Consider the following 26200-nt stretch of genomic DNA (forward strand, 5'->3'; position numbering starts at 1 on the left):
TTTTGGCTTTATTTGATCTCAAACTGATAGAGCAGATCCACCGCTTGATCGACCCCGGATACCGCTTCGAGATAAAGGTCTTGCATCAATCGGTAGCGCACCGTAAACACCCCTATCGCATCAAAGATCCCTACCCCGTATTTCACCTCTAGATCGGGCAGGATATAACCCGATACTTCTACTTTTTGCTCATCGCCAGCGCCTGAGGTATCGAGTGTCAGATCCTCGACCCCAAACGCCTGACCAATCTCCCCTACTAACTTGCCACTTTGTGCTAACCCCAAGCCAATCAGCATCGAGGTCATATTGGCATCACCAGCACCGGCATCAAGCGCGCGGCCACGTAACAAATAGGACAGGGCATTGGCCTGCGAGCCAGCCGGATCCATAAACACAGTCGCCACCGGATCATCAGCGGGCCCGGTTAAACGGATCCCTGCTGTTACATCCCCTTCGATGCGTTCAGGGTTTCGAATCGCTTCCACTTGCAAGTACGGCTGATCAGCGGGGCCATTAAATAATATCTCGCCCTTTTTAATCAGCAAGTCTTGGCCAAACGAGCGGTAAGTACCATCAAGCAAGCTCACATTCCCCACAATCAAGGCGCCTTGCTGATTGTTTTTAATATTAAGCTCGCCTGCCAAACGAGACTTCAGTCCAAACGCCGCTAACTGTACATCTTCCCCCAGTACGAGTTTCACATCAGTCTGTAAGTTAAAGGGCACTGACTCACTTTGCTCAATGTTCTCTGGCACATAGTTCTCTTTCAACAGTACCGTATCGTCCGACACCGTGATCGCAGACTCGGGCAGATTTTCGACTTCAATCCGCCCCCATGGCACACGAATGTCGCCCCGAATAGTCATATCATGCGGCGTTGCCGATACCGTGAGGTCAGGTGCCACGTCGAGGCGTACCATCGGCGGTACATTGACGCGCAAGGTGTCACCCGCCACATTTAAGCCAAAGCGCCAATCGTCAATACTAGGCCATTGCCCATCGCCGTTTAGTGCCAGCACACCATCCGGCGTCACCAACTCGCCTTCTACCTTGCCTTGCTTGCCATCCAACGTGAGCGCTAACTGCCCATCATTCACATCAACAGGTGACGCCAAGCCTTTGACTCGCAATGCATCAATCGTCAGCCCGCCATACACATCAGGCAGCGTCAGCGGACCTTCTACGCGTAAGTTAGCATTCACTTCACCATTGATATCCGCTTGTTGGTCGCTGCCCAGCAATGGTTCGAGTTTAGCCAGCTGAACGTCATTGATCGTCACCTCCCCCGTCAAGGAGCGACTTGGCGCCAACAAATCGCTCAAGGTAAAGGCCGAGGCGAGGGTCCCCCCTTCGGACAAGGTCAGCGCCAGCGCGCCTTGCAATTTATCCTGATACCAACGCGCATTGAGATTGGCATGCTGCCAACCAATCACCAGTGGCGTATCGGCCTGCTCGCGTACATCGCCATCCGCGATATCAATCGAGGCTTGCACATCCGGCGAGGCGTCAGGCTGCCAGCGTGCGTGAACCGCGGCATTGGCACGTGTATTGAGCTGCCATTCCGGCGGTAAGAACGCAGCGATTTGAGCGGCTTCAAAGCCTTCAATCTTGGCAGCCACGTCCCCTTGCGCGCCGACTGTTGCCGGTTGCGATAAGCACAAAGACGTCGCTTGCCACTGCCAACAATGCTCGCCAATCTCGGTTTGCATATCGGCGAAGCTGAGCGCAATCGGTGCCACACTTTGTTGCACAATGTCGCCAAGATCGTCCACGTTCACCGATGTATCAAGTAATCGTCCTTTCCAGCCTGTCTCTCTCGCTAGCGCGCCTTCAATACGTAACGCGCCAGAAGCCGGTGCCCCTTGCCAGCGCAAATCCAGCTGATGGGCCGCTTCATCACCGCGCACAGTTACATCGAGGTTATCCAAGCGCGCGGTTTGATAGCGCCCGCCCAATACCGATACCGTCAAATCACCACCCAAGCGGTCTTTCACGGCAAGATTGCCGTCTACCGTCAGCTGATTAATGCGCACATCTTGCCAACGCAACTGCTTAGCATGAAGCGCCAGTTTTGCCGTTGGCTGCGCAAACGGTCCGCTCAGTTTTGCATCACCGCGGATCACGCCAGTGAGCATGGGCAAGGATTGCGACAAATCGGCAATATCGACCGACAGTCCCATTTGCCACTCATCACGCACTTGCCCTTGCGCAGTCACTTGGTTGGGGCCGTGCGACAGGGTCAATCCTGGTGTCGACACGCTCGGTTGACCATCGCCATCACGATCATGTGCGTTGAGGGTACCCGCAATCGCAAGCGGCAGTTTTTGCAGTTCGCCATGCACCACCAACGTGGGCACAGACACCTCCCATCCGCCTTGGGCCGTTAAGCGACCACGGTGGCTGATTGCACCGGTTAAATCCCCCGTTATCTCTGGCCATTGCTGCTGAGGTTGAATGTTGGCAAACCCTAACTCGGCTTGCCAAAAGGGCGTACTCGACCAATCGACGCTGGCACGACCGGCCACCTTGCCACCCAATGTGCTGGCCTCCAACTGCGAGAGGGTCAGCGCCGAGAGACTGCCTTTTCCGGCAAGATTCAGTTGGGTGGTCGGCACCTCAGGGCCCTCGACACCGGTTTGTAAACCGAGCTGGTAGTCGGACAAGTCACCATCGGCGTGAAATTGTAGGTCGCGTAATGCCGCGATCGTGTCCCCCGTCAGCGGCCACGCCAATGACTCGCTATCCAATTGCACCGCAAAAGGTAAGTTCGCCGCCAGCAGGTTCGCCTCTCCCTCAAGCGTCGCCGTCACCGGGCCGCGCGCGCTCGCATTTAGCTTAAGCGCGGCTAGGCTTCCCGAGGCCGACAGTGATAAAGCTTGGTCTTGTAGGGGGGCAAGGTTGTTGGTCAGCTGGGTTTGTAAGGTCAGTGGGTACTCACCCTCAAGTGTAATATCACCCGCAAGGCTCGCCGTGCCTTGGGGCGCCGTCACTGAGAAGCTATCAATGGTTACCGCACTGCCTCGAACGCTGCCCGCCAGTGATAACGATGAAAGTGTTTGCACTGTGCCCGTCTCAATGCGTGCATCTTGCAAATGGAGCTGCTCCACCTCGATAGCCAGCGGCAGCGCCACCGTGGGTAATTCCAGCCCTGGATAATGCCATGGCGGGCTTGCCTCCGCGCTATCCGGTTTACCGACCGCTTGGTCGGTATTTTCTTGAGGTTCAGTGTTGCTCGGCAGGCTCACCACCAACTGCTGCCAATCGGTCGGCGATAAGGTTAAGGTGTCGCCAACAAAATGCACGCCCCCTTGCAGTTGGTGCCAACTCACCGACTGTCCAGCGACCTGAATCGCCACCTCGTTAAAGGCAAAGGCATTGACATGAATAGGCAACGGCGCTTGGATAGCCGGCGTGGACGCGTCTTCCGACGGTGTATCCTCCTCACTCGCGGGCAAACTCATATCGAGCGTGACGCCCTCCGCGGCCAATTGGTCAATACAAAGCGCAGGCGTCAGTAAGCACTTACCTTGGATAACAAGATTCAGCTGTTTAGCATTCAGTTGCAGCTGCGCATCATCATAGCGCACCCCTTGCAGCACAAACCCGGTCAGCAGGCTGCCTTCGGCATTATCAACCGATAACGCAGGTAAAGCTTTCTGCGCGCCCCACAGGCCCACTTGCAAACCCACCGGGGTAAAAAGTGCGGCCGCCACCAGCCCCACCAAAGAAAAAATACCAATTAACGCAATAAACGTTAGCCTGACCAACCAGCGACTCATAACTCAGGCCCCAAGGTAAGGTGTACACGAAAATCATCATCGTCATTATCAAAGCCATGTGCGACATCAAGACGAATAGGGCCTACCGGCGATGACCAGCGAATACCGGTACCGGCCGCACGCTTCCACGATAAATGACTGGTCCACGCATCACCGCCATCGGTAAATAACGCCCACCACCAGTTGCCGCCGAGGCGATATTGATACTCTAACGTACCGGTTAACATATAGCGTGCGCCACTTAACTGACCACTGTCATCAACAGGTGAAACGGTCTCATAGCCATAACCGCGAATACTGTTATCGCCGCCGGCGAAAAAACGTAACGACGGCGGCGCTTCACTAAACTCTTCAGAAATCAGAGCACCACCATCAACACGTAATAAGCCGCGATGGTTTTTATTGAGACTGCGAATCCACGCACTCCGCCCTTGCAAGCGCACCAAACTAATATCGGACAGCCAAACCGGATCGGCCGCTTCCAATGTAATGGATTGTTTGTCTCCCCAATGCGGCATCAATCCACCGCGAGCGCGGGTGCGGGTAAAATTGATCCCAGGCAGCACCACGCTGACGCTATCTTCATCTTGCCCTTGGGTGTAGTCCTCATAAAGCCAGCGTAACGAGACACTGCGTTGCCAGCCGGTATCATACAGCCAATGGCGAGAGACAGAGGTGGACACCTCGAGGCTGGAGGTATCGCGTTGATCGGTATTTTGTAACCCTAACTGCACTTGATAATACTCGCGGGAAACATCCTCCAAGGGGACCTTGTAGGTCGAGGTTAGCGTCTGTTCAGGCTCAGAAATGGCCAGTGATGTGGTGATACTGTGGCCGCGTGAGTTATACCAGGGTTTTCGCCAGTTAAACTTGAACCGCGGACCAGTGTCGGTGGAGTACCCAATCCCCGTTTCAAACTTGTTGCGTGCTTCGGGGGTCAGCGTCACCTGGATCGGCACTTCGTTGTCATCGGCTTCTTCCATGTCCGCTTGCACCAAGGCACTGGAGAACCAACCGGTATTCGCGAGAGCCTGGTTAAACTCGCCCAACACCGACACGCGATACGGCTCGCCCGGGGAAAAATCACGTAAGGTGTCGAGGCGCTGCAACTGAATTTGCGCACCTTGGTAGCGAATCGCACCAAAGTGATAGCGCTTACCACTGGCAAAGTGAAGCCGAATAAAGGCCTGCTGACGATCAGGGGCGACCTCTAATCGCGTTTGCGTAAAACGACCATCAAAATACCCTTTTTTCACTGCCAAACTTTGAATCTGGCTTTTTAGCGTCTCGTAATCACTGTGATTGAGCCTGGCACCCGGCTGAGGCCCTTTCGCGATGAGAGCATGAAAATCATCATCCATATTGGCTTCGCCACTGAACACTACATCCACTTGCGCCAAGCGCACTGGCTCACCGCGGTCAACCTTGACGTTAAGCGTGTCATCACCGTCCATCTGAGTGGTAATTATGGGTTGATAAAACCCCACCGCTTGCAGCGCTTTGCGCACGTCTTTTTCGACGCGAGCAATAAACCGGTAGGAGCCATCCCGCTCTTCTGGGGCAATCGCCGCGAGATAGGTCTCGACGTTATCTTGTGCAATGCCGTCTAGCCCTTCAATATCAATGTCGACATCCGCACGGGCAATGCTAGACATAAAGCTGACAGCGATCGCGAATAGGGGGAATAGCCGTATATTCATGCAGTGAGATCCATTACCCGGGTGTCGCCCGGCTAAATTGATGATATCTTGCCATATTACGTGTTGAGCGGGGCTGGATGCCAGCATCATGTTGATAATAAGATGCGGAGTCCATGCCTGTATGCCAACCCATTACGTACACAGCAGTACGCTTTGTACTTTTACACCACAGCAGTCAAAGGATGCCTATGTCGATGCAATCTTCCTTTATCCAACCCGAGAATGCGATAGCCGATCGCACCGACCCGATTATTCCAGCCGAACCGCACGCGGTATATAATCAGCCTATCACGGCCACACCGGCAGCAGGTCAAAAACAGGTTATTTTTGGCATGGGCTGTTTTTGGGGTGCCGAGAGAAAGTGGTGGCAACAGCCAGGTGTGGTGATGACATCGGTCGGATACAGTGGCGGCGTCACCCAACACCCGCGTTATCAAGACGTGTGCACAGGACAAACCGGCCATGCCGAAGTCGTCAATGTGATTTTCGACCCGTCCGTGGTGAGCTTAGACACCCTACTGGCGGTATTCTGGGAAAACCACGATCCAACCCAAGGCATGCGTCAAGGCAATGATGTCGGTCCGCAGTACCGCTCCGCGATTTACTATTGCGATCCGGCGGACAAAGCCAGCGTCGAGGCGAGCCTGGCGACCTATCAAGCAGCATTGAGAGAGGCCGGTAAGCCAGATGCAGTCACCACTGAGATCGCACCGGCTGGCGCGTACTACTTCGCAGAAACTGACCACCAGCAATACCTGCACAAAAATCCGCAAGGTTATTGCGGCTTAGGGGGCACAGGTGTGTGTTTCCCACCACAATAAGCCTTTCGCAACCAACCATCGCTGAATAGTGAGGCATAAAAAAACACGTCCTAAGAGACGTGTTTTTTTTTCAGTGTGGCGACGCTTAGGCAGTAATGGCCATGGCTTTAATTTCTTTATTCACCTCAGTCATTACCGATAACGCTCGTTTGTCACTGTGTCCCGGCGGCAGCAAACGGCCACCGTCAAACTCAAACGCGCCTACACCTTCGATATAGAGTCGGCCCTTAAAAAATCGTTTCACATACCGCGCAATCTGGGTTGGTCGATATTGACGAAAGATGCGAAGCATAAGGATCCCTTTCTTTTTCTCAACAAAGTCTGATTAACAGACCGAAACGGTAACCCGATTCATTCACTTCACAGCAAATATGAGCTACCACCATGGAGAGCTGAAGATTATATAACCCTCTCCGCGTATAAAGCTAAGCAAGCAAAGTGCCACCTTGCCAAGGTGACTAACACACTATTAGAGGTGATGAAAAACCAAAAGTTCCCTCGTGAGATCGATGACGAGCCAATGCTTTTTAAGCTCACAGGATAAAACTCCGATCTTGCGCACGGATTCACCCTAGATACTTGGCACAAATCACCGTCTGGCGTAACCATAGATAACTTGGCACTTGATGCCAAATAGTGACCACAAACATGGATGATTAATAATGAAAAAAACCACCCTACTCGCTCTCACCTTTGCGCTACTCTCTGGCACCAGTATGGCGCACACGATCCAAAATGGTGCGCCCTTACCGCCAGCCAAGGTCGCCGAGCACGGCGAATTGACCCTCAAAGGCGACGATATCGCTTATCAAGTTTGGCAAACCGAGCAATTGCCGGGCAAAGTACGCGTGATCCAGGCCATCGCCGGACGCAGCAGCGCCAAAGAAATGAATGCCCCCTTGATGGAAGCCATCACCGCCGCAGACTTTGACGACGCTCGCTACCAAACCACCACCATCATTAACCAAGATGATGCGATTTGGGGCACCGGTGGCTTTGTCAAATCATCAGCCGAAGACAGTAAACGCGAGTTTAGCTGGTCCTCTATTGTGCTCGACGAAAACGGCAGTGTCGCCGACGCCTGGCGCCTAAAAGAAGAAAGCTCGTTAATTGCCGTATTGGATGACACAGGCTCGGTACGTTTTGTCAAAGAGGGCAAATTGAGTGCCGACGAAGTGAATCAAGTCGTCAGCTTGCTCACCCAACTGGTCAATCAATAAACCAAGCGCGGGGAAAGCCCGCGCTGTCATTCAACACTTGGCGTTGATGATGATAATTGTTATGTTATCACATTACTTTTAAAGGTGTGGATGTCTGCATGACTCGGCCGTTTATCGTCCATCTGCTGTTGATCGTCGTACTCAGCCAATCTGGGCTGTGGGCGCGTCATCACCTCGATACCTTCACGCCCACACATCACAGCGAACATTGCAGCCTCTGTCATTTGGCGCCTCCCGCACTGATCGCGTATGCGGTCTCAGCGCCTGCCCCCACTTATGTGGTCAACGCGATTGTTGCGCTCTCAAAGCCTGCTCAGGCTTACCACATCGCCATTGCCTTTTCAGCGCGCGACCCACCTAGTCGGATAAATACCGCAATGATTTAATCCATTTATTCACTAGGAGAACCCAATGAAAACGCGTTTTTTACCCAATGTTATCGCCATGGCCATCGCAACCGCGTCCACAGCCACAGTTGCTGACGAAGCCAACTATCAGTCGTTCGATGCCCACGTACACGGTGAAGTCACCGCAAGCCTTGCCCAAGACGGTGAGCGTGTGCTGATTGAATTGACCGCACCCGGCCATGATGTGGTTGGGTTTGAGCACCACCCTAAAAATGCCAAGGATCAGCAAACGCTCGAAGATGCTTATGCACTGCTGCGTGATGGCGGGAAACGCTTCCAGCTTGCTAAGGCAGCCGATTGCCAGCTCGCTGAGACCAAAGTCACCAGCAGTTTTGACGACTACGACGACCATCATGGCCAAGACGAGCATCACGATCATGGCGAACATCATGGCCACGATGAGCACCACGGTCACGACGAACACCACGGCCACGACGAGCACCACGGCCACGACGAACACCACGGCCACGACGAGCACCACGGCCACGACGAACACCACGGTCACGACGAGCACCATGACCACGACGAGCACCACGGCCACGATGAGCATGATGCTCACCATGACGACCATCATGGGCATGATCACGGTAACCACAACACCTTATCGGCAAACTATCAATTCGTTTGCCAAAACCCGCAAGCCTTCACCGAATTGCAAACTGATTGGTTTAGCCTATTCCCCAACACAGAAACCATCAAAATTCAGGCCTTTACTGATGACAAGGTCTGGGTCGAAACCTTGAATCGTGCCAAGTCGCACATCCAGTGGTAGTGAACAAGGAGGCGGGGCGCATCCAGCGCCCCTGTCAGGCATGATAACCATCGAACAACTACGTTTTACTTGGCCAGCTCAGCCGCAACCTATTTTAGATATCGATAGCTTTGCGGTCGTTGAAGGCGAGCATGTATTTTTAAAAGGCCCCAGTGGCAGCGGGAAATCCACGCTACTGAGCCTGATTGCAGGCATTCATACCCCACAATCGGGGACACTGACGGTCAATCATCAAGCGCTTACCGCACTGAATGATCGCCAACGGGATCAGTTCCGTGCTAACCATATTGGTTATATTTTTCAGCAATTTAATCTGCTGCCCTATTTATCGGTGATTGATAATGTCACCGTCCCGCTACGCTTTTCTCACACGCGGCGTCAGGCACTCTGCCAACCGGCACACCAAGAGGCCGCCTATCTACTCGATAAGCTTGGTCTTCCCGCACACTGTTACCATCAGCCAGTGACTGCGCTAAGTATCGGCCAGCAACAGCGGGTCGCCGCGGCACGGGCATTAATTGGGGCACCGGCGTTAATTATCGCTGACGAGCCGACCTCTGCGCTCGATGCGGACACCCGCAATACCTTTATTGAGTTGCTTCAAGACCGCTGCCGAGAAGCCAACAGCAGCTTATTGTTTGTCAGCCATGACAGCCAATTGGCGCCCTTATTTGACCGCGATATCTCGCTTCCCGCGCTTAATCGCGCCATGCATCGCGAGGAGGCCAACCAATGATTTCACTGTTAGGATTGGCAGGGCAAAGCCTCAAGAATCGCCGCGCCACCGCACTGCTTTCTTTACTGACCGTCACCATTGCCGTGGTGCTCTTGCTCGGGGTGGAGAAGGTGCGCACCCAAGCCAAAGCCAGCTTTGCCAATACCATCTCCAACACCGATTTAATTGTCGGCGCCCGCTCCGGCCCCATCAATTTACTGCTCTATTCCGTATTTCGCATCGGTAACGCCACCAACAATATCGGCTGGGACAGTTACCAGCGCCTTGGTGAGCATCCGGATGTGAGTTGGACCATCCCCATTTCACTGGGGGACTCTCACCGTGGCTTTCGGGTGGTTGGTACCACCAATGATTACTTTGATCATTACCAATATGGTCAAAAACAACCACTGGCCTTTCGCCAAGGCGGCCCATTTTCCGGCTTGTTTGATACCGTGATTGGTGCCCAAGTGGCGAAAGAGCTGGGATACAAGATGGGCGATAGTCTGGTCATTGCCCATGGACTGGCCGACAAAGGCTTTAATCAGCATGACAACCTGCCCTTTACGGTCACCGGGATCTTGGCGCCCACGGGCACCCCCGTCGACCGTAGCGTACATGTGTCGCTCGAGGCCATCGAAGCGATTCATGTCGGCTGGGAAAGTGGCGCACGACTCGGCCAAGGCCTGACCCAAGCGCAAGCGCAGCAACGCGAGCTGCAACCGGAGCAACTCACCGCGGTGATGGTGGGCTTGAAAAGCAAAATCAAAACCTTCGCTGTCCAGCGTTGGGTCAACACCTATCCACGCGAACCATTAACCGCCATCATGCCCGGCATTGCCTTGCACGAGCTATGGGGCATGATGCGGGTGGGCGAACAAGCCCTGCTGGTGATCTCTGGCTTTGTGGCCGTCGCGGGGCTGTTGGGTATGCTCTCAAGCCTGCTCACTAGCTTGAACGAACGTCGACGAGAAATGGCAATCTTACGTGCAATGGGCGCGCGCCCTTTGCATATTATTTTGCTTTTGGTCAGTGAGGCGGTCGCGATCACCTTTGCAGGGATCGTCGTTGGCGTGCTCCTGCTTTATGGTGGACTGGCGTTGGCGCAGCCCTATATTCTCAGTGAATTTGGCTTATTCTTGCCACTCGATTGGCCGTCTTCTTATGAGCTTTCACTGATGGCAGGTGTGTTGGTCGCTGGCTTTATCGTGGGATTAATCCCGGCTTGGCGCGCCTACCGACAGGCGCTCGCTGATGGCATGACAATTAAGGTATAACAGATGAAAAAACGAATAATGCTTGGGCTTATTGCCTTACTGAGTGGTGTGTTGAGCTCGCCGACGTGGGCGAGCAATGAGCCACTCACGCTGGATTGGATTGATTTGGTTCCTGAGCACGAACGCGCTCAATTTGATAGCCGCGGGATGCCGGAAATCAATCACGATAGTGAGAATCCACAAAGCCTGGTCGGCTCGGTTCGCCCAGAGCTCAATAACAGCCAAGTCAAAATTCCCGGCTTTGTGATCCCACTGGAAGGCGACGATAAAGTGGTCACGGAATTCCTACTGGTGCCCTTTCTTGGTGCCTGTATCCATGTCCCACCCCCGCCACCTAATCAGATTGTTTATGTAAAGTTTGCCGGCGGTGCGCCGATTCAACAGTTATGGGATGTGGTCTATGTCGAAGGCACGCTGAAAACCGAACATGTGAGTCATGACTTGGCAGAAGTGGGATATGTGCTACAAGGCACCGAATTAACTGACTACGACGACGGATAAGTCCCTATCAATCAGTGACCCTGATCGGCGCACACGATATTGTCAGACAATATAATGAGACAAGATCGCCAGTGCGCCAATGTACACGGCAATCAGTAGCAGATTGATGGGGTTGAGTTTTTGCTTGCGCACACGCATCCCTACACTTGATTGTTAACACTCACAATGTTAACAAATTTAATCTTTAATTAACATATTTGCCAGCACTAAATTTGCTGACAATCAGTGTGAGAATCGCATGGCAGAGCAAGACAAACCCGTGACCGTCGACGCCCACCCAGAAAAACGGCGACATCAGGAGCACAACTACAAAGACGACGCTGATCTACGTGGCAGTAAGGGGCGGCTAAAAGCGATTGCCAGTGAATACCACGTGGATGCGCGCCTGCAAGAGGTTGAGCAGGAAGATCTCGCTCACCGCAGTGCCAACCGCCAGCGTCATGTGATGCAAAAGCAGCAGGCTAATCTCGAAGCCATCATTGCCCTCACCTACGACCAGTGTCATAGCGAAACCGCTCAGACCCCAGACCCAGACTGGCTGGTTCGCTTTTTTGATTTAGCCCGCAATATTCACGGCCATGCGATGCAGCAACTGTGGGCGAAAATTCTCAAACAAGAAATGCTCCGCCCCGGCAGCACCTCGATTAAAGCCCTGACCATTCTCGAGACCATGACGCAACGTGAAGCGCAAGCACTGCAACGCGCTTGTGCATTGTCCAGCACTTTTGGGCAAGACAGCACCAAAAAGCTGGTAACCGGTTTTCGCCGCCGCCAAGGCTTGGTGCAACTGCTACGCCCAGAGCCGCCCCATAAGCTTTCGCTGGGTCACTATCAACTGTCTTATACCGACTTAATGCTGTTGATGGACTTGGGGCTGATCCTGCGCACTGAGCTCGAATCCGGTGTGATTGAAATGCAACCAGCGATGCCGTTTAAACTGCAAGACACCCAATACATGCTCACCCCGTTACACAAAGGGATGCGTCTTTATTATTACCGCTTTAGTCCCACCGGCCATGAGCTGGCAAAACTGGTCGGTAAACGCGTGCATCCCGATTACCATCACGCCATTTGTGAGTTGCTCGCCGAAGGCTTTGAGATGCACAGCGATGTGGGTGATACGGTCAACACTCACGCTTAATCTGACAGGCGCAACACCCCGCGCTCACGCAGTACGTGAAGACAGGTCGCCACATGCTCGGCGACGCTGTGATCACCGGTCAAATGGATCGCCGGTGTTTGCGGTGGTTCATACTCTGACGATATGCCGGTAAACGCAGGGATCTCGCCGGCACGTGCCTTTTTGTACAGCCCTTTGGGGTCGCGCCGCTCACACACCGCCAGCGGCGTATCGACAAAGACTTCAATAAACTGACCCTCTGGCAAACGCTCGCGCACCATCTCTCGCTCCGCGCGAAACGGAGAGATAAAGGCACTCAAGACAATCAGACCCGCATCGGTCATCAACTTGGCCACTTCACCAATCCGGCGAATATTCTCGCGCCTGTCTTGATCGGAAAAACCCAGATCGCGACATAAGCCATGGCGAATATTATCGCCATCTAGCAAATAGGTATGGTGCCCTTCGGCGACCAAGGCCGCCTCAAGCGCGCCAGCGATGGTCGATTTACCCGAGCCAGACAAGCCAGTAAACCAAAGCACGACAGGTTGCTGCTGTTTTTGTTCGCTGCGCTGAGCTTGGTCAACATGATGTTGATGCCAGATCACATTGGGATCGGTTGACGCAGATACAGTGTCAGTCATGAAAGTCTCCGCTATTTCGTTGGCCACGCCATGATTAAGAGGCCACCGCCGTTAAAGGAAAAACAATCGGTAACAGGGTAAGCACCACTGCGGAATACACCACAGATAATGGCAGCCCCAGACGCAAATAATCACGTAGCTGGTAATTGCCCACGCTGTATACCAATAAATTGGTTTGATACCCGTAAGGGGAAATAAAACTGGCACTGGCGCCAAACAGCACTGCCATCACAAAAGGCATAGGATCAACCCCATACCCTAGCGCCAAGCTATAGCCCAGCGGGAAAGCCAGCGCCGCCGCGGCATTGTTGGTGATAAGCTCGGTGAGTAACAAGGTCAGCAAGTACACAGCCACCAGCGCCCCTATCGCGCCTCCTGCGCTAAAGGTCGCCATAAACCAATCACTAAAGCGTGCCGACAGCCCTGACGCCAACATCAGTTGTGCCAATGTCAGCGCCGCACCGACAATCACCACCACTTCAATCGGAAAGCGGCGTTGTAAATCGTGCAAAGAGATAATGCCGGTGACCAGCAACACCACCAAGTACGCCGCTAAGCCATTCAGCAGTGGCATCGGGGTGAGCAAGGCAGCGCCAATCACCGCGACAAATCCCGCCAGTACCGCAACGCTTTTACGCTCGGAAAGACGGGTACTGGCTTCCAAACCATTAAAGAGCACGAATTCACGCCGTAACGCTTGGCTGTCTTGGCGAAAGGTTTTGCCCGGCACTAACACCAGCGTATCGCCGGCATGCAAAGGAATATTGCCCAACCCACCGTCGAGTTTTTCATGGCCGCGGCGAATGGCGACCACCACGGCATCAAAGGTCTCTCGAAATCGGGCAGCTTTGAGGGTTTTGCCACAAATGCTGGCGCTGTGGCTCACCACCACCTCAATCAAATTTTGTCCATCAATGTGATGCTGGCCGAACAAGGTCAAGCCTGGGATCTCTTGCAAGGTCGCGACACTTTCCACATCGCCGGCAAACTGCAACTTGTCACCGGCCAATAACGGCGTATCCGGACACACAGGCGCAATAATGCCGTCTTGACGATGAATTTCGGCCAAGTACAAGCGGCGTAGTGCCCGCAAGCCATTGTCTGCGACACTGCGACCGCATAAGGGGGAGTCGGCGGCCAACCGTGCTTCGAGCACATACGGCAAGCTCTCTTCTTGTTCACCATCATGGCGTGGCAACCGATAGCTAAACGGAATTAATACCAATAGCCCTGCCACCAGTGCCGCGGCACCGATGACCGTTGGGGTGAAAAAGCCCAAACTGGGTAAACCCGCCCGCTCAACAAAGCTGTTCACAATGAGATTGGTGGACGTGCCAATCAGGGTTAGGGTGCCGCCGAGAATGGCGCTATATGACAATGGGATCAAAAGCTGTGAGGGTGAGTGACGTCGGTTGCGCTTGATCGCGCCAATCATGGACACTACCACGGCGGTGTTATTGACCAGCGCCGACAGCAGCGCACTTGAGATGCCTAATTTGGCAATCACGGTGGGGAGTGCGCCGTGCGACGCCTGTCGGGCGACCCAGCTGGTCAAATGGGTTTTCTCCAACGCACAAGAAACCAAAATCAGCAATACCAAGGTCAGCAGCGATGGCGCGGTAAAGTTCGCCGTCAGCGCTTCAACCGAGGTAAGCCCGGTTTGGAACGCCACAAACGCGGCCCCCGCAAACAAGAGTACAGGCTTTATACGGGTGAGCACCAAGCCGGCGACAATCGCCACCAGCAAAGTGAGTACCGTGGTTTCTTGCCAACTCATCGTTTATCCCAGTTGACGCAGATCCCGCGCTTGCCAATGCGGAAAGTGCTTGCGGATCAGCTGGTTCAACTCAAGCTCAAACGCTGAGAACGACGAGGTGGTTTGCGGCTGCGCCTCCGCCACATGACGGATCATGCCCGCGCCGACCGTCACATTGGTGAGACGATCAATCAGGATAAAGCCACCGGTATTCGGGCTATCTTGATAGGTATCCAGCGGCACCGCTTCGCTCAGAGTCAAGGTGCAACGACCAATGCCATTGAGCGGCAAGGTGTCTGCGTCATGAGTGTTAAGCGTATTGACATCGACCCCATACGACAGCGCCTCAACCTGCGCCGAGGTTTTCTTGCTGGCCAACTTAATGTCGTATTCGCGCCCCGGTGCCAGTGGGGTTTGCGTCATCCACACCACGTCGGCGTCAAATCGTTGCCCCACCGCGACGTCATCGTCCGCTCGCACCAGGAGATCGCCACGCGAAATATCAATTTCTCTATCCAAAGTGAGGGTGACCGCTTGACCGCTAAAGGCAAATTCACGATCACCGTCAAAGGTGACGATGCGCGCGACCTTCGCGGTAAGCCCAGAGGGGAGTACCTTAACCTCATCGCCCACATGCAACTCGCCACTGGCAAGGGTGCCCGCGTAACCGCGAAAGTTTAGATCCGGTCGATTGACATACTGCACCGGAAAACGGAACGCACCCGTCCCGCGCGATTTTTCAATGTCGATGCCTTCTAGCTGGCTGAGCAGCGGCTCGCCTTGATACCACGCCATCGCGTCACTGGCATTGACCACGTTGTCGCCTTCGAGTGCCGACAAGGGCACCATAGACACTGACAAGCCGGGGTTGAGCTGGTCAGCAAACGCCAGATACTGCTCTTGAATTTCATTAAACCGGGCTTGGCTATATGCCACCAAGTCCATTTTGTTTACCGCCACCACAAAATGCTGAATACCCAGCAAGTTAGCGATATACGAGTGGCGACGAGTCTGATCCAAGATGCCGTGGCGCGCATCGATTAAGATCACCGCCACATCACAGGTCGACGCACCGGTAGCCATATTCCGGGTGTACTGCTCATGGCCGGGGGTATCGGCGATGATAAATTTACGCTTGGAGGTGGAGAAATAGCGATACGCGACATCAATGGTGATCCCCTGCTCGCGCTCGGCTTGCAGGCCGTCTACCAATAGCGCCAGATCCGGTTTCTCGCCCGTGGTACCGACACGCTGGCTATCGGCATGGACAGCAGCCAGCTGATCTTCATAGATCTGCTGCGAGTCGTGCAGCAAGCGGCCAATCAAGGTCGATTTACCGTCATCGACCGAGCCACAGGTCAAAAAGCGCAATAAACTTTTGTGTTGGTGCTGTTGCAGATAACCCTCAATACCCAGATCGGCTACCTGTTGTTGAATTGCTGGATTCATGACTGCTCCTTAGAAATAACCCTGACGCTTTTTGCGCTCCATGGATCCGGACTGATCGTGGTCGATCGCCCGCCCTTGGCGTTCACTCGAGGTAGCGACTAGCATCTCTTCGATGATCTCTGGCAAGGTGTTAGCCTGCGACTCCACTGCACCGGTGAGTGGGTAGCAACCCAGGGTGCGAAAACGCACCGATTTATGGGTCACGGTTTCCTCAGGCCCAATCGGCATCCGCGCATCATCCACCATGTACAAGGTGCCATCGCGCTCTACCACTGGGCGCTCGGCCGCTAAATAAAGCGGAACAATGTCGATATTTTCCAGATAGATGTATTGCCAGATATCGAGCTCAGTCCAGTTAGAGAGCGGAAACACGCGAATACTCTCGCCCGGATTCACTTGACCGTTATAGTTGCGCCACAGCTCTGGCCGTTGGTTTTTCGGATCCCAGCGATGGTTCTTATCGCGGAACGAATAGACACGCTCTTTGGCGCGGGATTTTTCTTCATCCCGACGCGCGCCGCCAAATGCCGCATCAAACTTATGCTGATCCAGCGCCTGCTTCAGCGCTTGGGTTTTCATGATATCGGTGTGCTTATCGGAGCCGTGATCAAAAGGGTTGATCCCCTGAGCCATCCCTTCTGGGTTTTTGTGCACAATCAGATCTAGCCCCAGCTCTTTAGCGGTGCGATCGCGAAAGGCAATCATGTCGCGAAACTTCCAGTCGGTATCGACATGCAACAGCGGAAACGGGATCTTTCCGGGGTAAAAAGCTTTGCGCGCCAAATGCAGCATCACTGACGAGTCTTTGCCAATCGAATACAGCATCACGGGGTTATCAAACTCCGCCGCGACTTCCCGCAGTATATGAATGCTCTCGGCTTCTAACTGCTGGAGGTGAGTGAGTGTTTTTGCATCCATCGTAACTATCCTTTAAGCGAAGTTAACCACAGCGGTGGGGGCTTGCGTGGGGTCGGCATCGCTTACCGCGCGCCCCTCGCCAAACCATGTCAGCTGACCGGTGAGTGCCGCCACTTCGCCCACCACGATAAGCGCGGGCGACGCAGCTTGCTCAGCCAGCGACGGTAAGTTGTTGAGTTGACCGGTAAAGACTTTCTGTTCCGGACGCGTGCCGTTTTCAATCACCGCCACAGGGGTGTCCGGCGATCGGCCATGGGCAATCAGTTGGTTTTGAATATGGGCCGATTTCATCAAGCCCATATAAATCACCAAGGTCTGACGCAGGCGCGCTAACGTCGCCCACTCCAAGGTGTCTTGTTCTTTTTTCAAATGACCGGTAATAAACAGCGCGGTCTGGGCATGATCGCGATGGGTGAGCGGAATACCGGCATAGGCCGTCGCCCCTGCTGCCGCAGTGATCCCGGGCACCACTTGAAACGAGACACCAGCGTTGGCAAGGGTTTGTAATTCCTCACCACCACGGCCAAACATGAAAGGATCGCCCCCTTTTAAGCGCACCACCCGTTTTCCCGCTTGAGCATGCTCGACCAACAGACGATTAATGTCGTCTTGGCTCACACTGTGGTAGCTCGCCCGTTTGCCCACACAAATCAGCTCCGCATCTCGGCGGCACAGCTCCATAATCGGTTCAGCCACCAAGTAGTCGTAAAGCACCACATCGGCTTGCTGCATCAATTGCAACGCGCGCAAGGTCAATAACCCAGGATCCCCCGGCCCGGCGCCAATCAACGCCACTTCGCCTTGGGTGGTGATTTGTCCGCTAAGCTGCTCCAGCGCTTGCTCGGCTTGCTGGTGTTTACCCGCCGCGACTAAATCGGCAAACCGCCCACTAAAAGCGGCCTCCCAGAATTTGCGCCGGCCCGTTAAGGTCGGAATGCGCGCTTTCAGTTTGTCGCGAAACGCACCCGCCATTGCCGCCATCTTGCCGATATGTTGCGGTACCAGGGTTTCAATTTTTTCACGCAGCATCCTCGCCAATACCGGCGCTTTGCCGCCCGATGAGATGGCAATAATGATGGGAGAGCGATCAACCAAAGAGGGGACAATAAAGCTGCATTTAGGGGTGTCATCAACGACATTGACCAAGATATTGCGGCTATCAGCGGCGGTGGAGACCAGCTCATTGACGAGGGCATTGTCAGTCGCCGCAATCGCCAGCATCTTTCCGTCCAGATGATCGGGACGAAACGCCTCACGCAATACCGTCAGCTTTCCTTGCGCTTGCGCTTCCGCAATTTCACGGTCGACGTCAGGGGCAACCACAGTGACGGCCGCGCCCACCTTGAGTAACATGCGCGTTTTGCGCCATGCGACTTCGCCGCCACCTACCACGAGGCAAGGACGGTGTTTGAGCTGAGCAAAGAGGGGGAGATAATCCATGATCGCGCATTCCCTTGATGACAATACCGCCACTATATCGCCCCATATCTATTACCTGAAATTCTATAAATTCATTTTTTATTCTTTTTTGTGCTTAATAGGCCTGAAGTGCCCTTGCCTGAAAGGATTAACAATGACTGAGATCGCAAAGCGTGCAAGATATCGGTGTTGAGCGATAGCCGAGGATAATAAGCCGATCAATCGCACAGCTTTTTAGGTATGAGAAACGGCATAATTCATCTGCCTGATAACTAACGCACATTTTTCACTGGAGACTTTGTTATGCGTTTGATGCCATCTGCGGTCGCTACAGCGGTAGTTGCCGGCCTGCTTGCTACCTCTGGCAGTGCCTTTGCCGATACCATTAACCTACGTGTGATTGAAACCACCGACATTCACACCAACGTGATGGACTACGACTACTACAAAAACAAGCCCTCGCAAAAAATCGGCTTGGTTCGCGCCGCCACCGTGGTTAAGCAAGCGCGTGATGAAGCCAAAAACGCACTATTAGTGGATAACGGTGACCTGATTCAAGGCAGCCCAATGGGCGACTACATGGCCAGCAAAGGCATTAAACCCGGTGAAGTTCACCCCGTGTATAAAGCGATGAACTTGCTCGATTATGAAGTGGGTAACATCGGTAACCATGAGTTCAACTACGGTTTAGCATTCTTAAAAGAGTCAATTAACGATGCCAACTTCCCGTATATCAACGCCAACGTGTTTGATGCAGAGACTGGCGAGCATTACTTTGACCCTTACCTGATTAAAGACTATCAGCTGCAAGACGAAGACGGTGATACCCACACCATCAAAGTCGGCTACATTGGTTTTGTCCCACCTCAGATCATGACTTGGGATAAAGCCAACCTTGAAGGCAAAGTGATTGCCAAAGACATTAAACAAACCGCTGAAAAGCTTGTTCCAGAGATCAAAGCCAAGGGCGCAGACGTGGTGGTGGCAATCCCACACTCTGGTATCTCCCAAGCGCCGTATAAAGCGATGGCTGAAGATTCCGTGTATTACCTCACCGATGTCGACGACATTGATGCGATTGCCTTTGGTCACTCACACGCTGTTTTCCCTGGCGAGGACTTTGCCAATATTCCCGGCGCGGATATTGAAAAAGGCACCATCAATGGTGTCGCCAGTGTGATGGCCGGCCGCTGGGGGAGCCATGTCGGGGTCATCGATCTTGCCTTGGAGCAAGTGGACGGTCAGTGGCAAGTCACTGATAGCAACGCGCATGCGCGACCGATTTTTGATCGTGCCAACAATAAGGCATTGGTTGAAGCCGATGAGGCGATGCTTGACGCGGTAGAGGCCGATCATAAAGCCACACAAGATTTTGTGAATCAACCGATCGGCAAAGCCAATGATGTGATGTACTCCTACTTAGCATTGCTCCAAGACGATCCGACTGTGCAGATTGTTAACCTTGCGCAGCAAGACTATGTCGAGCGCATGATCCAAGGCGATCCAGACTTGGCCGATCTGCCCGTCGTGTCTGCAGCCGCGCCCTTTAAGGCCGGTGGACGCAAAAACGACCCGAGCAACTTTACTGAAGTGGAAGCTGGGCAACTGACCTTCCGCAACGCCGCTGATTTGTATTTGTACCCCAATACTTTGGTGGCGCTGAAAGTCTCTGGCGCCGAACTCACCCAATGGCTGGAGTGCAGCGCCGGCCAGTTTAATCAAATCGATCCAAACGCAGATCAGCCGCAATCACTGATCAACTGGGACGGCTTCCGCACCTATAACTTTGATGTGATTGATGGGGTGGAATATCAGATTGATGTCACCCAACCCGCGCGTTACGACGGCGATTGCAATGAAGTGAATCCAGAGGCATCACGCATCGTCAACCTCACCTATCAAGGCGAGCCGGTTGACCCTGAGCAAACCTTCTTGGTGGCGACCAATAACTACCGTGCGTATGGGGCGAAGTTCCCAGGTACCGGCAGTGATCATATTGCCTTTGCCGCGCCGGATGAAAACCGTACCGTGGTGGCCAATTACATCAGCCGCGTCAGTGAAGAAGAAGGTCAGGTGACCGTCAGCGCGGACAACAACTGGTCGATTGCCCCGATTAAGGGAGATGCCGTGGTAAGCTTTGAAACCTCCCCGAGTGAGCAAGCGGCGCAGTTTATCGAGCAAAAAGGTCGCTGGTCGATGACGCGAGAAGGGAAAGATGAGGTCGGATTTGCCGTTTATCATGTTGATTTAGGCCAACCTCGCCAGTAATTAACACAGAACGATAAATAGCCTTTGAATACCGCAGCCTGTCTGCGGTATTTTTTATGTGCAATCAAGAGGAAGTGACATGGAATGGCAACAAGCAACCTTTGATGAGCTGGATACCCGCACCTTATTCACACTGATGAAATTGCGTGTCGATGTGTTTGTGGTCGAGCAAGCCTGCGCTTATCCAGAGCTTGATGAACACGACATCGCCCCCAGCACACTGCACCTAATGGGCTGGCTAAACGGAGAGCTTGCCGCCTATGCCCGTATTCTCGCCCCTGGGGCGAGCTACCCAGGGAGCAGTATTGGCCGAGTGATCATTGCCCCTGCTCATCGCAATGGGCAATGGGGTCACCAGCTGATCCGCCAAGCCATTCAATTATGTCAACGGCAATGGCCAGATGCGAATATAGACATTGGCGCTCAAGCTCACTTACAACGCTTTTACCAAAAACACGGTTTTGTGACCTTTTCCGAGCCCTATCTGGAAGATGGGATCCCACATATTGATATGAGTTTATCAGTCAGTGAGACGTCTGCCGTTTAAGCAAAAAAATCCCGCTCAAGGAGCGGGATTCATTGTAATGTAGCGTACGCGATTATTTTGTCAGGCGGAAACGCTGCATGGTGCTTTGCAATGATTGCGCTAACTGACTCAGTTCGTTACAGGCTTGCGCAGTTTGATCGGCGCCACCCGCCACTTCTTGGGCTGAATCGTTGATGCGCTCAATGTTGCGGCTTAGCTCATCCGCCACTGAGTCTTGCTCACCACAGGCGCTCGCAATCTGCATGCCCATATCAGCAATATTTTCCACTGAGGTTTCAATACCACGCACCAATTGCTGTGCCTGATCGCCTTGCTCCACACATTGCTCGATGCTTTCACAGCTTTGGGTGGTGGCATTGCGAGCCTGGGTTGCAAACTGCTGCAGTTTCTCAATGATGGCGGTAATTTCACCGGTCGAGTCTTGCGTCCGACCCGCGAGAGTACGCACTTCATCGGCGACCACCGCAAAGCCACGGCCCGACTCACCGGCGCGCGCTGCTTCAATCGCTGCGTTCAAGGCCAACAAGTTGGTTTGCTCGGCGATGTCACGAATCACATCCACCACCATGTTGATTTGTTTCGACTGCTGATCCAATTCATTCACAGTATCGCCCGTTTGACGCATGTCCTCGGCGACTTTACGAATCGAGCCCACCATGCCGTCAATGTCTTGTGCGCCCATGCGAGACTGTTCACTCGCTTCATTGGCCGCGGTGGATGAGCTCTCGGTGTTTTGCGCCACATCCGCGACAGTGGCTTTCATCTGCGCCATCGCGGTGGCGACTTGCGATACCTCATGCTGCTGGTTTTGCATGCCGCTGGAGGTTTGGCTAGACACCGCACTCACTTCTTCTACCGCACTGCTCAATTGGGTTACCGCGGCAATCACTTCTTCAATCAAGCTACGCAAGCTATCTTGCATGGCGATACTCGAGTCGGCCAATTTACCCATTTCATCATTACCAATCTGGCTACGATCCAACTGGTAAGTCAGGTCGCCCTTGGCAATCGCAGACGATTGCTCCATCACTAAGCGTAACGGATTAATAATCGCGCGGGTGAACACAACCGCAACCACAATCATAAAGGCGATTACCGCAAGCAGTACCCCGATAATGGTCATGCTTACCGTAGACACTTGATTCAGCATAGAAGTGCGGTTTGAGGTGATAAACCCTTGGGTCAGCTCAGACATTTCTTTAAGCGCTTTATCCAGCTGGCCAAAAGTACCAAACGAGCTCGACAGGATTTTTTGCGCCGCGGTCAGTTGTCCCGCTTCGACTCTGTCAGGAAAGGCACTGAGCTCTTGATTGTACTGGTCCCAGTGATTTTGAATACGAGTGAAAATGGCACGCTCGTTATCGTACCAAAGGCTTTCTTCATAGGCATCGAGCGCGCGGCTATAATCGCGCTTCATGACATCGATTTCACCCAAGATTTCACGTCGTTCTGCCGGATCACTAAAGGTAAGCACCGCATACTGGTCTTGACGAATACGTATTATCTCTTCATTGAGTCGCTCGATCTCAAGCACCGCAGGCAGGGTATCGTCAGTAAAGTTCAGCATGTTATCGCGCATGCCACTGACTTGGGTATAAATGTAAAACCCAAAGATCACCACAGCGATACCAATCAGGGAAAAAGCCGCCGTAAACTTTTTACCAATAGATAGATTTTTCAACATGGAAAAGCGAGTCCTCAACAAATTAGTGATTAGCGTGTTAATGCCTAGACATCCATGTTGAGGCGGGCTTGCGTGTATCCCCTACACAGCCGGCGCGAATACTAGCACAAAAATTCACCAAAGTGTGACATAAAACTCATTATTCCCTGAAAAAGTATGTCATACACGCTGGTCAAATTCGCAGGCACAGGCGCATAAATTAGCGAATAATCGCTAAAAACCTCCAAGTCACAGCATAAACCCAGCCATATTGACTGATTTATTAAAAAGTAGATGAAAAAAACGCCAATGGCGAATTTATCGGCACGGGAGTTTAAAAAACAAACAAGAAGGGAAGCGTAGGCACGGTGACCCCGTGCCTGAAAAGAAGGACTAGCGTTGGCGCGCAAAGCCACCATCCGATAAACGGAAATACAACACGGACTGACCTGCTTGCGTTTCCACTTGAAGAATGTCGAGCGCGCCACTGTCGGTGCGCTTAAAGCGAATCCATTGACCCGGCTGAATACGGCTAATGGGTTTTCCTTCCCCTTCGATATTGGCAATCGCGTAAAGGTCGGTCAGCGCCAAATCATTATCGCGAAACACCTTGGCAAGCGTATCCCCTTGCTCAATTTGGTGGCTGACCCACTCACTTTCTAGCGTGGAAGGTTGTGATGCCTCCGGTTTCGGGTTGTCTGTTGACGCGGCATTGCGTTTGGGTTGTGCCTGAGTATCAATCGCCACAGAACGCCGCTCCTGAGGCTGCACGGTCGTTTCAGTCGAGGACGGTGTGGGCAGTAGGCTTAGTACTAATACCAAAGGGACCAACACCATTAATAATCGTTGGTGCAAGCGAGGAAGGCGGAGCCAAGCGCGGCGTACTGTGCGTACCCATGCCATGTCTTGCCATTGCCCTTTTCTATTGGATGAAGAAGCGAGCATTCGTCCCCATCTCACGCACCAATCTTTAAATTGTGTACGCATTGCTGTTAACTTCATTGCCACTCCGCGCATGTTTTGTTGTTTTGTCCTCATCTTGGACGCCTTATTGGCACAAAAGTTTACCCACGAAACCATCACCTGTTATCCTTTCACACTTTATTGACGCAAAAAAGAGAGACGTTATGTCTGACGTACAACTGGAAACTGTCGAGCAAAAAGCAAGCTATGGTATCGGCCTACAAATGGGTCAACAGCTTGCAGGTAGCGGCCTAGAAGGCTTGCATGTTGATGCGATTGCAAAAGGCATCAGCACCGCGCTCGCTGGCGAAATGCCAGAAATTGAAATTGACGACATCAATAACGCACTGCGTGAGCTTCACACAAAAGCAGAAGAAGTTCGTCAAGAGGCTGCAAAAGCACAAGCAGCAGAGGGCGACGCTTTTCTCGCAGACAATGCCAAGCGTGAAGAAGTGACTGTGACAGATTCAGGTTTGCAGTACGAAGTACTGGTACAAGGTGACGGTGACATCCCAACCAGCGACAAGCAGGTGCGTGTTCACTATCATGGTCAATTGATTGACGGCAGTGTATTTGATAGCTCAGTCACGCGTGGTGAGCCGGTTGAATTCCCTGTGACTGGCGTGATTAAAGGTTGGATTGAGGCCCTGCAAATGATGCCGGTTGGCTCTAAGTGGAAGCTCTATGTACCCCAAGACCTTGCCTACGGCGAGCGTGGCGCGGGTGCAGCCATTCCTCCGTTTGCCGCCCTTGTCTTTGAAGTTGAGCTACTCGACATTCTATAAGCGTCTGCCCCATTTCAAATCGGGTCAGGAAGCAAAAAAGCGATGCCGAGGCATCGCTTTTTGTCTTTTAATCCGGCGTTATTGCACGTATTCACGTGGGTTCACCGCGCCCCACCAGCTATAGATTTCGGGGAAGATCACATCCGCATTGGTCTCATACTCCACCGCGCCAATGGTTTGCTCCCCTTGCTGACCGAATAGCACCACTTCGTCATTAGGCGCCACTTGATCAGCAATATCAGTAATATCAACCATAATGGTGTTCATAGAGGCCACCCCGACGACAGGCACCCGATGGCCCTGAATAAGCACATCGGCATCATTACCCATTTTACGTGGGAAGCCATCCGAATAGCCGACAGGTAGGTTAGCCAAGATAGAGTCACGCTCTAAAGTATAGGTGCTGTCATAACCGACCGTGCTACCAGCAGGCAAATGATGCACCGAGGCCACCTTGGTCTTAAAGCTCATGATGGGCGGAAACTCTCGGTTTGTAGGCTGATCACCATACAGGGCACCGCCAGGGCGAACCATATCAAAATGCCCCTCCGGCACGTTTAAGGTGACAAACGAGTTCGCCGCATGCAGCAAAACCTCTTCACGCTTCAAACCCGCCTGTTCAATCAACCATTCGCTGTTGGCTTTAAATTGCCCTAGCTTGCTGCGGACATAGTCTTCTTGATAGTTTGGGAAATGCGTCATGATGCCAACCACGTCAAAACGCGCGTCAGTGGCAATATCCATAGCGACTTGTTTACCAGACTCCTCGTTCATCTCGATGCCATTCCGTCCCATGCCACCGGCATTAAACGCCATATGAACGGGAATGGTCATATCGTGTTTGTCGGCAAGTTGGCGCATTTGCTCAGCTTGCTCCGCTGAACCGACAAGCTCTTGAATGTTAAGCGCTAAGCCACTTTCCATTTCTTGTAAGGTTGCCGTGCGCACACGCATGATTTCTCCGGTAAAGCCGCCTTCCCGAATGGTACGCGCCTCTTCGTTGCTGGCAATGCCAATGCAGTCAATGCCGCTGGCAATCACAGTCGGCAGTAGGCCTGCAATGCCGTTACCGTAAGCGTCGGCTTTCATCACCGCACAAATCTTGGTGCCTTCACTGACTTGCTGCTGAACACGCTGAATATTGTCGCCAAAGGTGGAGGTGCTCACTTCTAGCCAGCCGTTGCCATGTCCCATATAACGGTTGCCCGTATCCGGTGTTGACGGTGCTGGTGAAGAGTAGTCGATGACGGCAGGTGCCCCGAGGGCAACAACACCGGCGACGGCAAGCGCCACTAAAGAGAATTTTTTGTTCATAAGCTTCACTGTTGGTCACATAAATGGAGCATCCGTGACGTGTTGAAATAAAAGCTTGGCGCTTCTATTTGTGCCTCCTGGCATTGCGCGCTGTTTATATCACAGAACACTTCACGGCTGACGAGTCACTCAATAAAAAAGATAGACAAGTTCCGCGTGTTT

The 26200-nt window shown here is 53.1% G+C and carries 22 protein-coding genes; 11 read left to right on the top strand and 11 right to left on the bottom strand.

All coding sequences use genetic code 11. The features are described 5' to 3' along the window. Nucleotides 1-8: 8 nt before the first annotated feature. Both N8M53_RS11355 and N8M53_RS11360 read right to left on the bottom strand, forming a co-directional pair. A complete protein-coding gene (locus N8M53_RS11355) occupies nt 9-3779 on the bottom strand; it encodes a translocation/assembly module TamB domain-containing protein (protein WP_269578861.1) in 3771 nt (1256 codons plus the stop codon). Next, entirely contained in the window at nt 3776-5479 is a 1704-nt protein-coding gene (locus N8M53_RS11360; protein WP_269578862.1) for an autotransporter assembly complex protein TamA, read from the bottom strand. The genes N8M53_RS11355 and N8M53_RS11360 overlap by 4 nt, the downstream gene beginning before the upstream one ends. 188 nt (nt 5480-5667) lie before the next feature. Between N8M53_RS11360 and msrA the strand changes: the two genes are divergently transcribed. Continuing rightward, nucleotides 5668-6300, top strand: coding sequence for a peptide-methionine (S)-S-oxide reductase MsrA (gene msrA / locus N8M53_RS11365; RefSeq protein ID WP_420066588.1), 633 nt, complete (start codon nt 5668-5670; stop codon nt 6298-6300). A gap of 85 nt (nt 6301-6385) precedes the next feature. Here the strand turns inward: msrA and N8M53_RS11370 are convergent, their stop codons facing one another. Continuing rightward, nucleotides 6386-6592, bottom strand: coding sequence for a DUF1107 domain-containing protein (locus tag N8M53_RS11370; protein ID WP_025673598.1), 207 nt, complete (start codon nt 6590-6592; stop codon nt 6386-6388). Nucleotides 6593-6962: 370 nt separating this feature from the next. On the opposite strand from N8M53_RS11370, the gene N8M53_RS11375 reads away from it, so the two are divergent. From N8M53_RS11375 to N8M53_RS11405, 7 genes are all read left to right on the top strand, one after another. Further along, nucleotides 6963-7520 (top strand): YtfJ family protein, encoded by a 558-nt coding sequence (locus N8M53_RS11375; RefSeq protein ID WP_269578864.1) that lies wholly within the window; start codon nt 6963-6965, stop codon nt 7518-7520. A gap of 98 nt (nt 7521-7618) precedes the next feature. Further along, nucleotides 7619-7906: a hypothetical protein gene (locus tag N8M53_RS11380; RefSeq protein ID WP_269578865.1), complete on the top strand. Its 288-nt coding sequence runs from the start codon at nt 7619-7621 to the stop codon at nt 7904-7906. Nucleotides 7907-7931: 25 nt separating this feature from the next. Beyond that, nucleotides 7932-8699, top strand: a complete 768-nt coding sequence (gene zrgA, locus N8M53_RS11385) for a zinc uptake protein ZrgA (RefSeq protein WP_269578866.1) — start codon at nt 7932-7934, stop codon at nt 8697-8699. Nucleotides 8700-8739: 40 nt separating this feature from the next. Beyond that, on the top strand, nt 8740-9435 hold the full coding sequence (locus N8M53_RS11390; protein WP_269578867.1) for an ABC transporter ATP-binding protein: 696 nt from the start codon (nt 8740-8742) through the stop codon (nt 9433-9435). Continuing rightward, nucleotides 9432-10691 carry an ABC transporter permease gene (locus N8M53_RS11395; RefSeq protein ID WP_269578868.1) on the top strand — a complete coding sequence of 420 codons (1260 nt, stop codon included), beginning with the start codon at nt 9432-9434 and terminating at the stop codon, nt 10689-10691. Before N8M53_RS11390 ends, N8M53_RS11395 begins: the two co-directional genes overlap by 4 nt. Before the next feature lie 3 nt (nt 10692-10694). Next, nucleotides 10695-11192, top strand: a complete 498-nt coding sequence (locus tag N8M53_RS11400; protein WP_269578869.1) for a DUF3299 domain-containing protein — start codon at nt 10695-10697, stop codon at nt 11190-11192. Between the two features lie 238 nt (nt 11193-11430). Continuing rightward, nucleotides 11431-12333 carry a TIGR03899 family protein gene (locus tag N8M53_RS11405; RefSeq protein ID WP_269578870.1) on the top strand — a complete coding sequence of 301 codons (903 nt, stop codon included), beginning with the start codon at nt 11431-11433 and terminating at the stop codon, nt 12331-12333. Here N8M53_RS11405 and cysC read toward each other — a convergent pair. Genes cysC through cysG form a run of 5 tightly spaced genes read right to left on the bottom strand, consistent with a single transcriptional unit; the run spans nt 12330 to nt 18519 of the window. Continuing rightward, nucleotides 12330-12956 (bottom strand): adenylyl-sulfate kinase, encoded by a 627-nt coding sequence (gene cysC / locus N8M53_RS11410; protein ID WP_269578871.1) that lies wholly within the window; start codon nt 12954-12956, stop codon nt 12330-12332. The two genes, N8M53_RS11405 and cysC, sit on opposite strands and share 4 nt — an antisense overlap. Nucleotides 12957-12990: 34 nt before the next feature. Further along, nucleotides 12991-14733: an SLC13 family permease gene (locus N8M53_RS11415; protein WP_269578872.1), complete on the bottom strand. Its 1743-nt coding sequence runs from the start codon at nt 14731-14733 to the stop codon at nt 12991-12993. Between the two features lie 3 nt (nt 14734-14736). Further along, on the bottom strand, nt 14737-16161 hold the full coding sequence (gene cysN, locus N8M53_RS11420) for a sulfate adenylyltransferase subunit CysN (protein WP_269578873.1): 1425 nt from the start codon (nt 16159-16161) through the stop codon (nt 14737-14739). A gap of 9 nt (nt 16162-16170) precedes the next feature. After that, entirely contained in the window at nt 16171-17079 is a 909-nt protein-coding gene (gene cysD, locus N8M53_RS11425; RefSeq protein ID WP_269578874.1) for a sulfate adenylyltransferase subunit CysD, read from the bottom strand. 12 nt (nt 17080-17091) lie between these two features. Continuing rightward, nucleotides 17092-18519, bottom strand: a complete 1428-nt coding sequence (gene cysG, locus N8M53_RS11430; protein ID WP_269578875.1) for a siroheme synthase CysG — start codon at nt 18517-18519, stop codon at nt 17092-17094. Nucleotides 18520-18810: 291 nt separating this feature from the next. Here cysG and N8M53_RS11435 point away from each other — a divergent pair, with 291 nt between their 5' ends. Both N8M53_RS11435 and N8M53_RS11440 read left to right on the top strand, forming a co-directional pair. Beyond that, nucleotides 18811-20766: a bifunctional 2',3'-cyclic-nucleotide 2'-phosphodiesterase/3'-nucleotidase gene (locus N8M53_RS11435; protein WP_420066612.1), complete on the top strand. Its 1956-nt coding sequence runs from the start codon at nt 18811-18813 to the stop codon at nt 20764-20766. A gap of 79 nt (nt 20767-20845) precedes the next feature. Beyond that, nucleotides 20846-21313, top strand: a complete 468-nt coding sequence (locus N8M53_RS11440; protein WP_269578877.1) for a GNAT family N-acetyltransferase — start codon at nt 20846-20848, stop codon at nt 21311-21313. 52 nt (nt 21314-21365) lie between these two features. Here N8M53_RS11440 and N8M53_RS11445 read toward each other — a convergent pair whose 3' ends face one another. Continuing rightward, on the bottom strand, nt 21366-22997 hold the full coding sequence (locus N8M53_RS11445) for a methyl-accepting chemotaxis protein (protein WP_269578878.1): 1632 nt from the start codon (nt 22995-22997) through the stop codon (nt 21366-21368). Between the two features lie 372 nt (nt 22998-23369). Next, nucleotides 23370-23978: a LysM-like peptidoglycan-binding domain-containing protein gene (locus N8M53_RS11450; RefSeq protein ID WP_269578879.1), complete on the bottom strand. Its 609-nt coding sequence runs from the start codon at nt 23976-23978 to the stop codon at nt 23370-23372. Nucleotides 23979-24103: 125 nt separating this feature from the next. Here N8M53_RS11450 and N8M53_RS11455 point away from each other — a divergent pair, with 125 nt between their 5' ends. After that, nucleotides 24104-24724, top strand: a complete 621-nt coding sequence (locus N8M53_RS11455; protein ID WP_077667673.1) for an FKBP-type peptidyl-prolyl cis-trans isomerase — start codon at nt 24104-24106, stop codon at nt 24722-24724. A 78-nt stretch (nt 24725-24802) separates the two neighbouring features. Here N8M53_RS11455 and alr read toward each other — a convergent pair whose 3' ends face one another. Further along, complete coding sequence (gene alr / locus N8M53_RS11460; RefSeq protein ID WP_269578880.1) at nt 24803-26038, bottom strand: alanine racemase; 1236 nt, start codon at nt 26036-26038, stop codon at nt 24803-24805. Nucleotides 26039-26200: the final 162 nt, after the last annotated feature.

The organism is Salinivibrio kushneri, from assembly GCF_027286325.1.
GTDB classification, from domain to species: Bacteria; Pseudomonadota; Gammaproteobacteria; order Enterobacterales; family Vibrionaceae; genus Salinivibrio; species Salinivibrio kushneri_A.

Excerpts from the sequence above, each read along its gene's own strand:
- N8M53_RS11355 (WP_269578861.1), bottom strand. The coding sequence starts at position 3,779 with ATGAGTCGCTGGTTGGTCAGGCTAACGTTTATTGCGTTAATTGGTATT.
- N8M53_RS11360 (WP_269578862.1), bottom strand. The coding sequence starts at position 5,479 with ATGAATATACGGCTATTCCCCCTATTCGCGATCGCTGTCAGCTTTATG.
- msrA (WP_420066588.1), top strand. The coding sequence starts at position 5,668 with ATGTCGATGCAATCTTCCTTTATCCAACCCGAGAATGCGATAGCCGAT.
- N8M53_RS11370 (WP_025673598.1), bottom strand. The coding sequence starts at position 6,592 with ATGCTTCGCATCTTTCGTCAATATCGACCAACCCAGATTGCGCGGTAT.
- N8M53_RS11375 (WP_269578864.1), top strand. The coding sequence starts at position 6,963 with ATGAAAAAAACCACCCTACTCGCTCTCACCTTTGCGCTACTCTCTGGC.
- N8M53_RS11380 (WP_269578865.1), top strand. The coding sequence starts at position 7,619 with ATGACTCGGCCGTTTATCGTCCATCTGCTGTTGATCGTCGTACTCAGC.
- zrgA (WP_269578866.1), top strand. The coding sequence starts at position 7,932 with ATGAAAACGCGTTTTTTACCCAATGTTATCGCCATGGCCATCGCAACC.
- N8M53_RS11390 (WP_269578867.1), top strand. The coding sequence starts at position 8,740 with ATGATAACCATCGAACAACTACGTTTTACTTGGCCAGCTCAGCCGCAA.
- N8M53_RS11395 (WP_269578868.1), top strand. The coding sequence starts at position 9,432 with ATGATTTCACTGTTAGGATTGGCAGGGCAAAGCCTCAAGAATCGCCGC.
- N8M53_RS11400 (WP_269578869.1), top strand. The coding sequence starts at position 10,695 with ATGAAAAAACGAATAATGCTTGGGCTTATTGCCTTACTGAGTGGTGTG.
- N8M53_RS11405 (WP_269578870.1), top strand. The coding sequence starts at position 11,431 with ATGGCAGAGCAAGACAAACCCGTGACCGTCGACGCCCACCCAGAAAAA.
- cysC (WP_269578871.1), bottom strand. The coding sequence starts at position 12,956 with ATGACTGACACTGTATCTGCGTCAACCGATCCCAATGTGATCTGGCAT.
- N8M53_RS11415 (WP_269578872.1), bottom strand. The coding sequence starts at position 14,733 with ATGAGTTGGCAAGAAACCACGGTACTCACTTTGCTGGTGGCGATTGTC.
- cysN (WP_269578873.1), bottom strand. The coding sequence starts at position 16,161 with ATGAATCCAGCAATTCAACAACAGGTAGCCGATCTGGGTATTGAGGGT.
- cysD (WP_269578874.1), bottom strand. The coding sequence starts at position 17,079 with ATGGATGCAAAAACACTCACTCACCTCCAGCAGTTAGAAGCCGAGAGC.
- cysG (WP_269578875.1), bottom strand. The coding sequence starts at position 18,519 with ATGGATTATCTCCCCCTCTTTGCTCAGCTCAAACACCGTCCTTGCCTC.
- N8M53_RS11435 (WP_420066612.1), top strand. The coding sequence starts at position 18,811 with ATGCCATCTGCGGTCGCTACAGCGGTAGTTGCCGGCCTGCTTGCTACC.
- N8M53_RS11440 (WP_269578877.1), top strand. The coding sequence starts at position 20,846 with ATGGAATGGCAACAAGCAACCTTTGATGAGCTGGATACCCGCACCTTA.
- N8M53_RS11445 (WP_269578878.1), bottom strand. The coding sequence starts at position 22,997 with ATGTTGAAAAATCTATCTATTGGTAAAAAGTTTACGGCGGCTTTTTCC.
- N8M53_RS11450 (WP_269578879.1), bottom strand. The coding sequence starts at position 23,978 with ATGAAGTTAACAGCAATGCGTACACAATTTAAAGATTGGTGCGTGAGA.
- N8M53_RS11455 (WP_077667673.1), top strand. The coding sequence starts at position 24,104 with ATGTCTGACGTACAACTGGAAACTGTCGAGCAAAAAGCAAGCTATGGT.
- alr (WP_269578880.1), bottom strand. The coding sequence starts at position 26,038 with ATGAACAAAAAATTCTCTTTAGTGGCGCTTGCCGTCGCCGGTGTTGTT.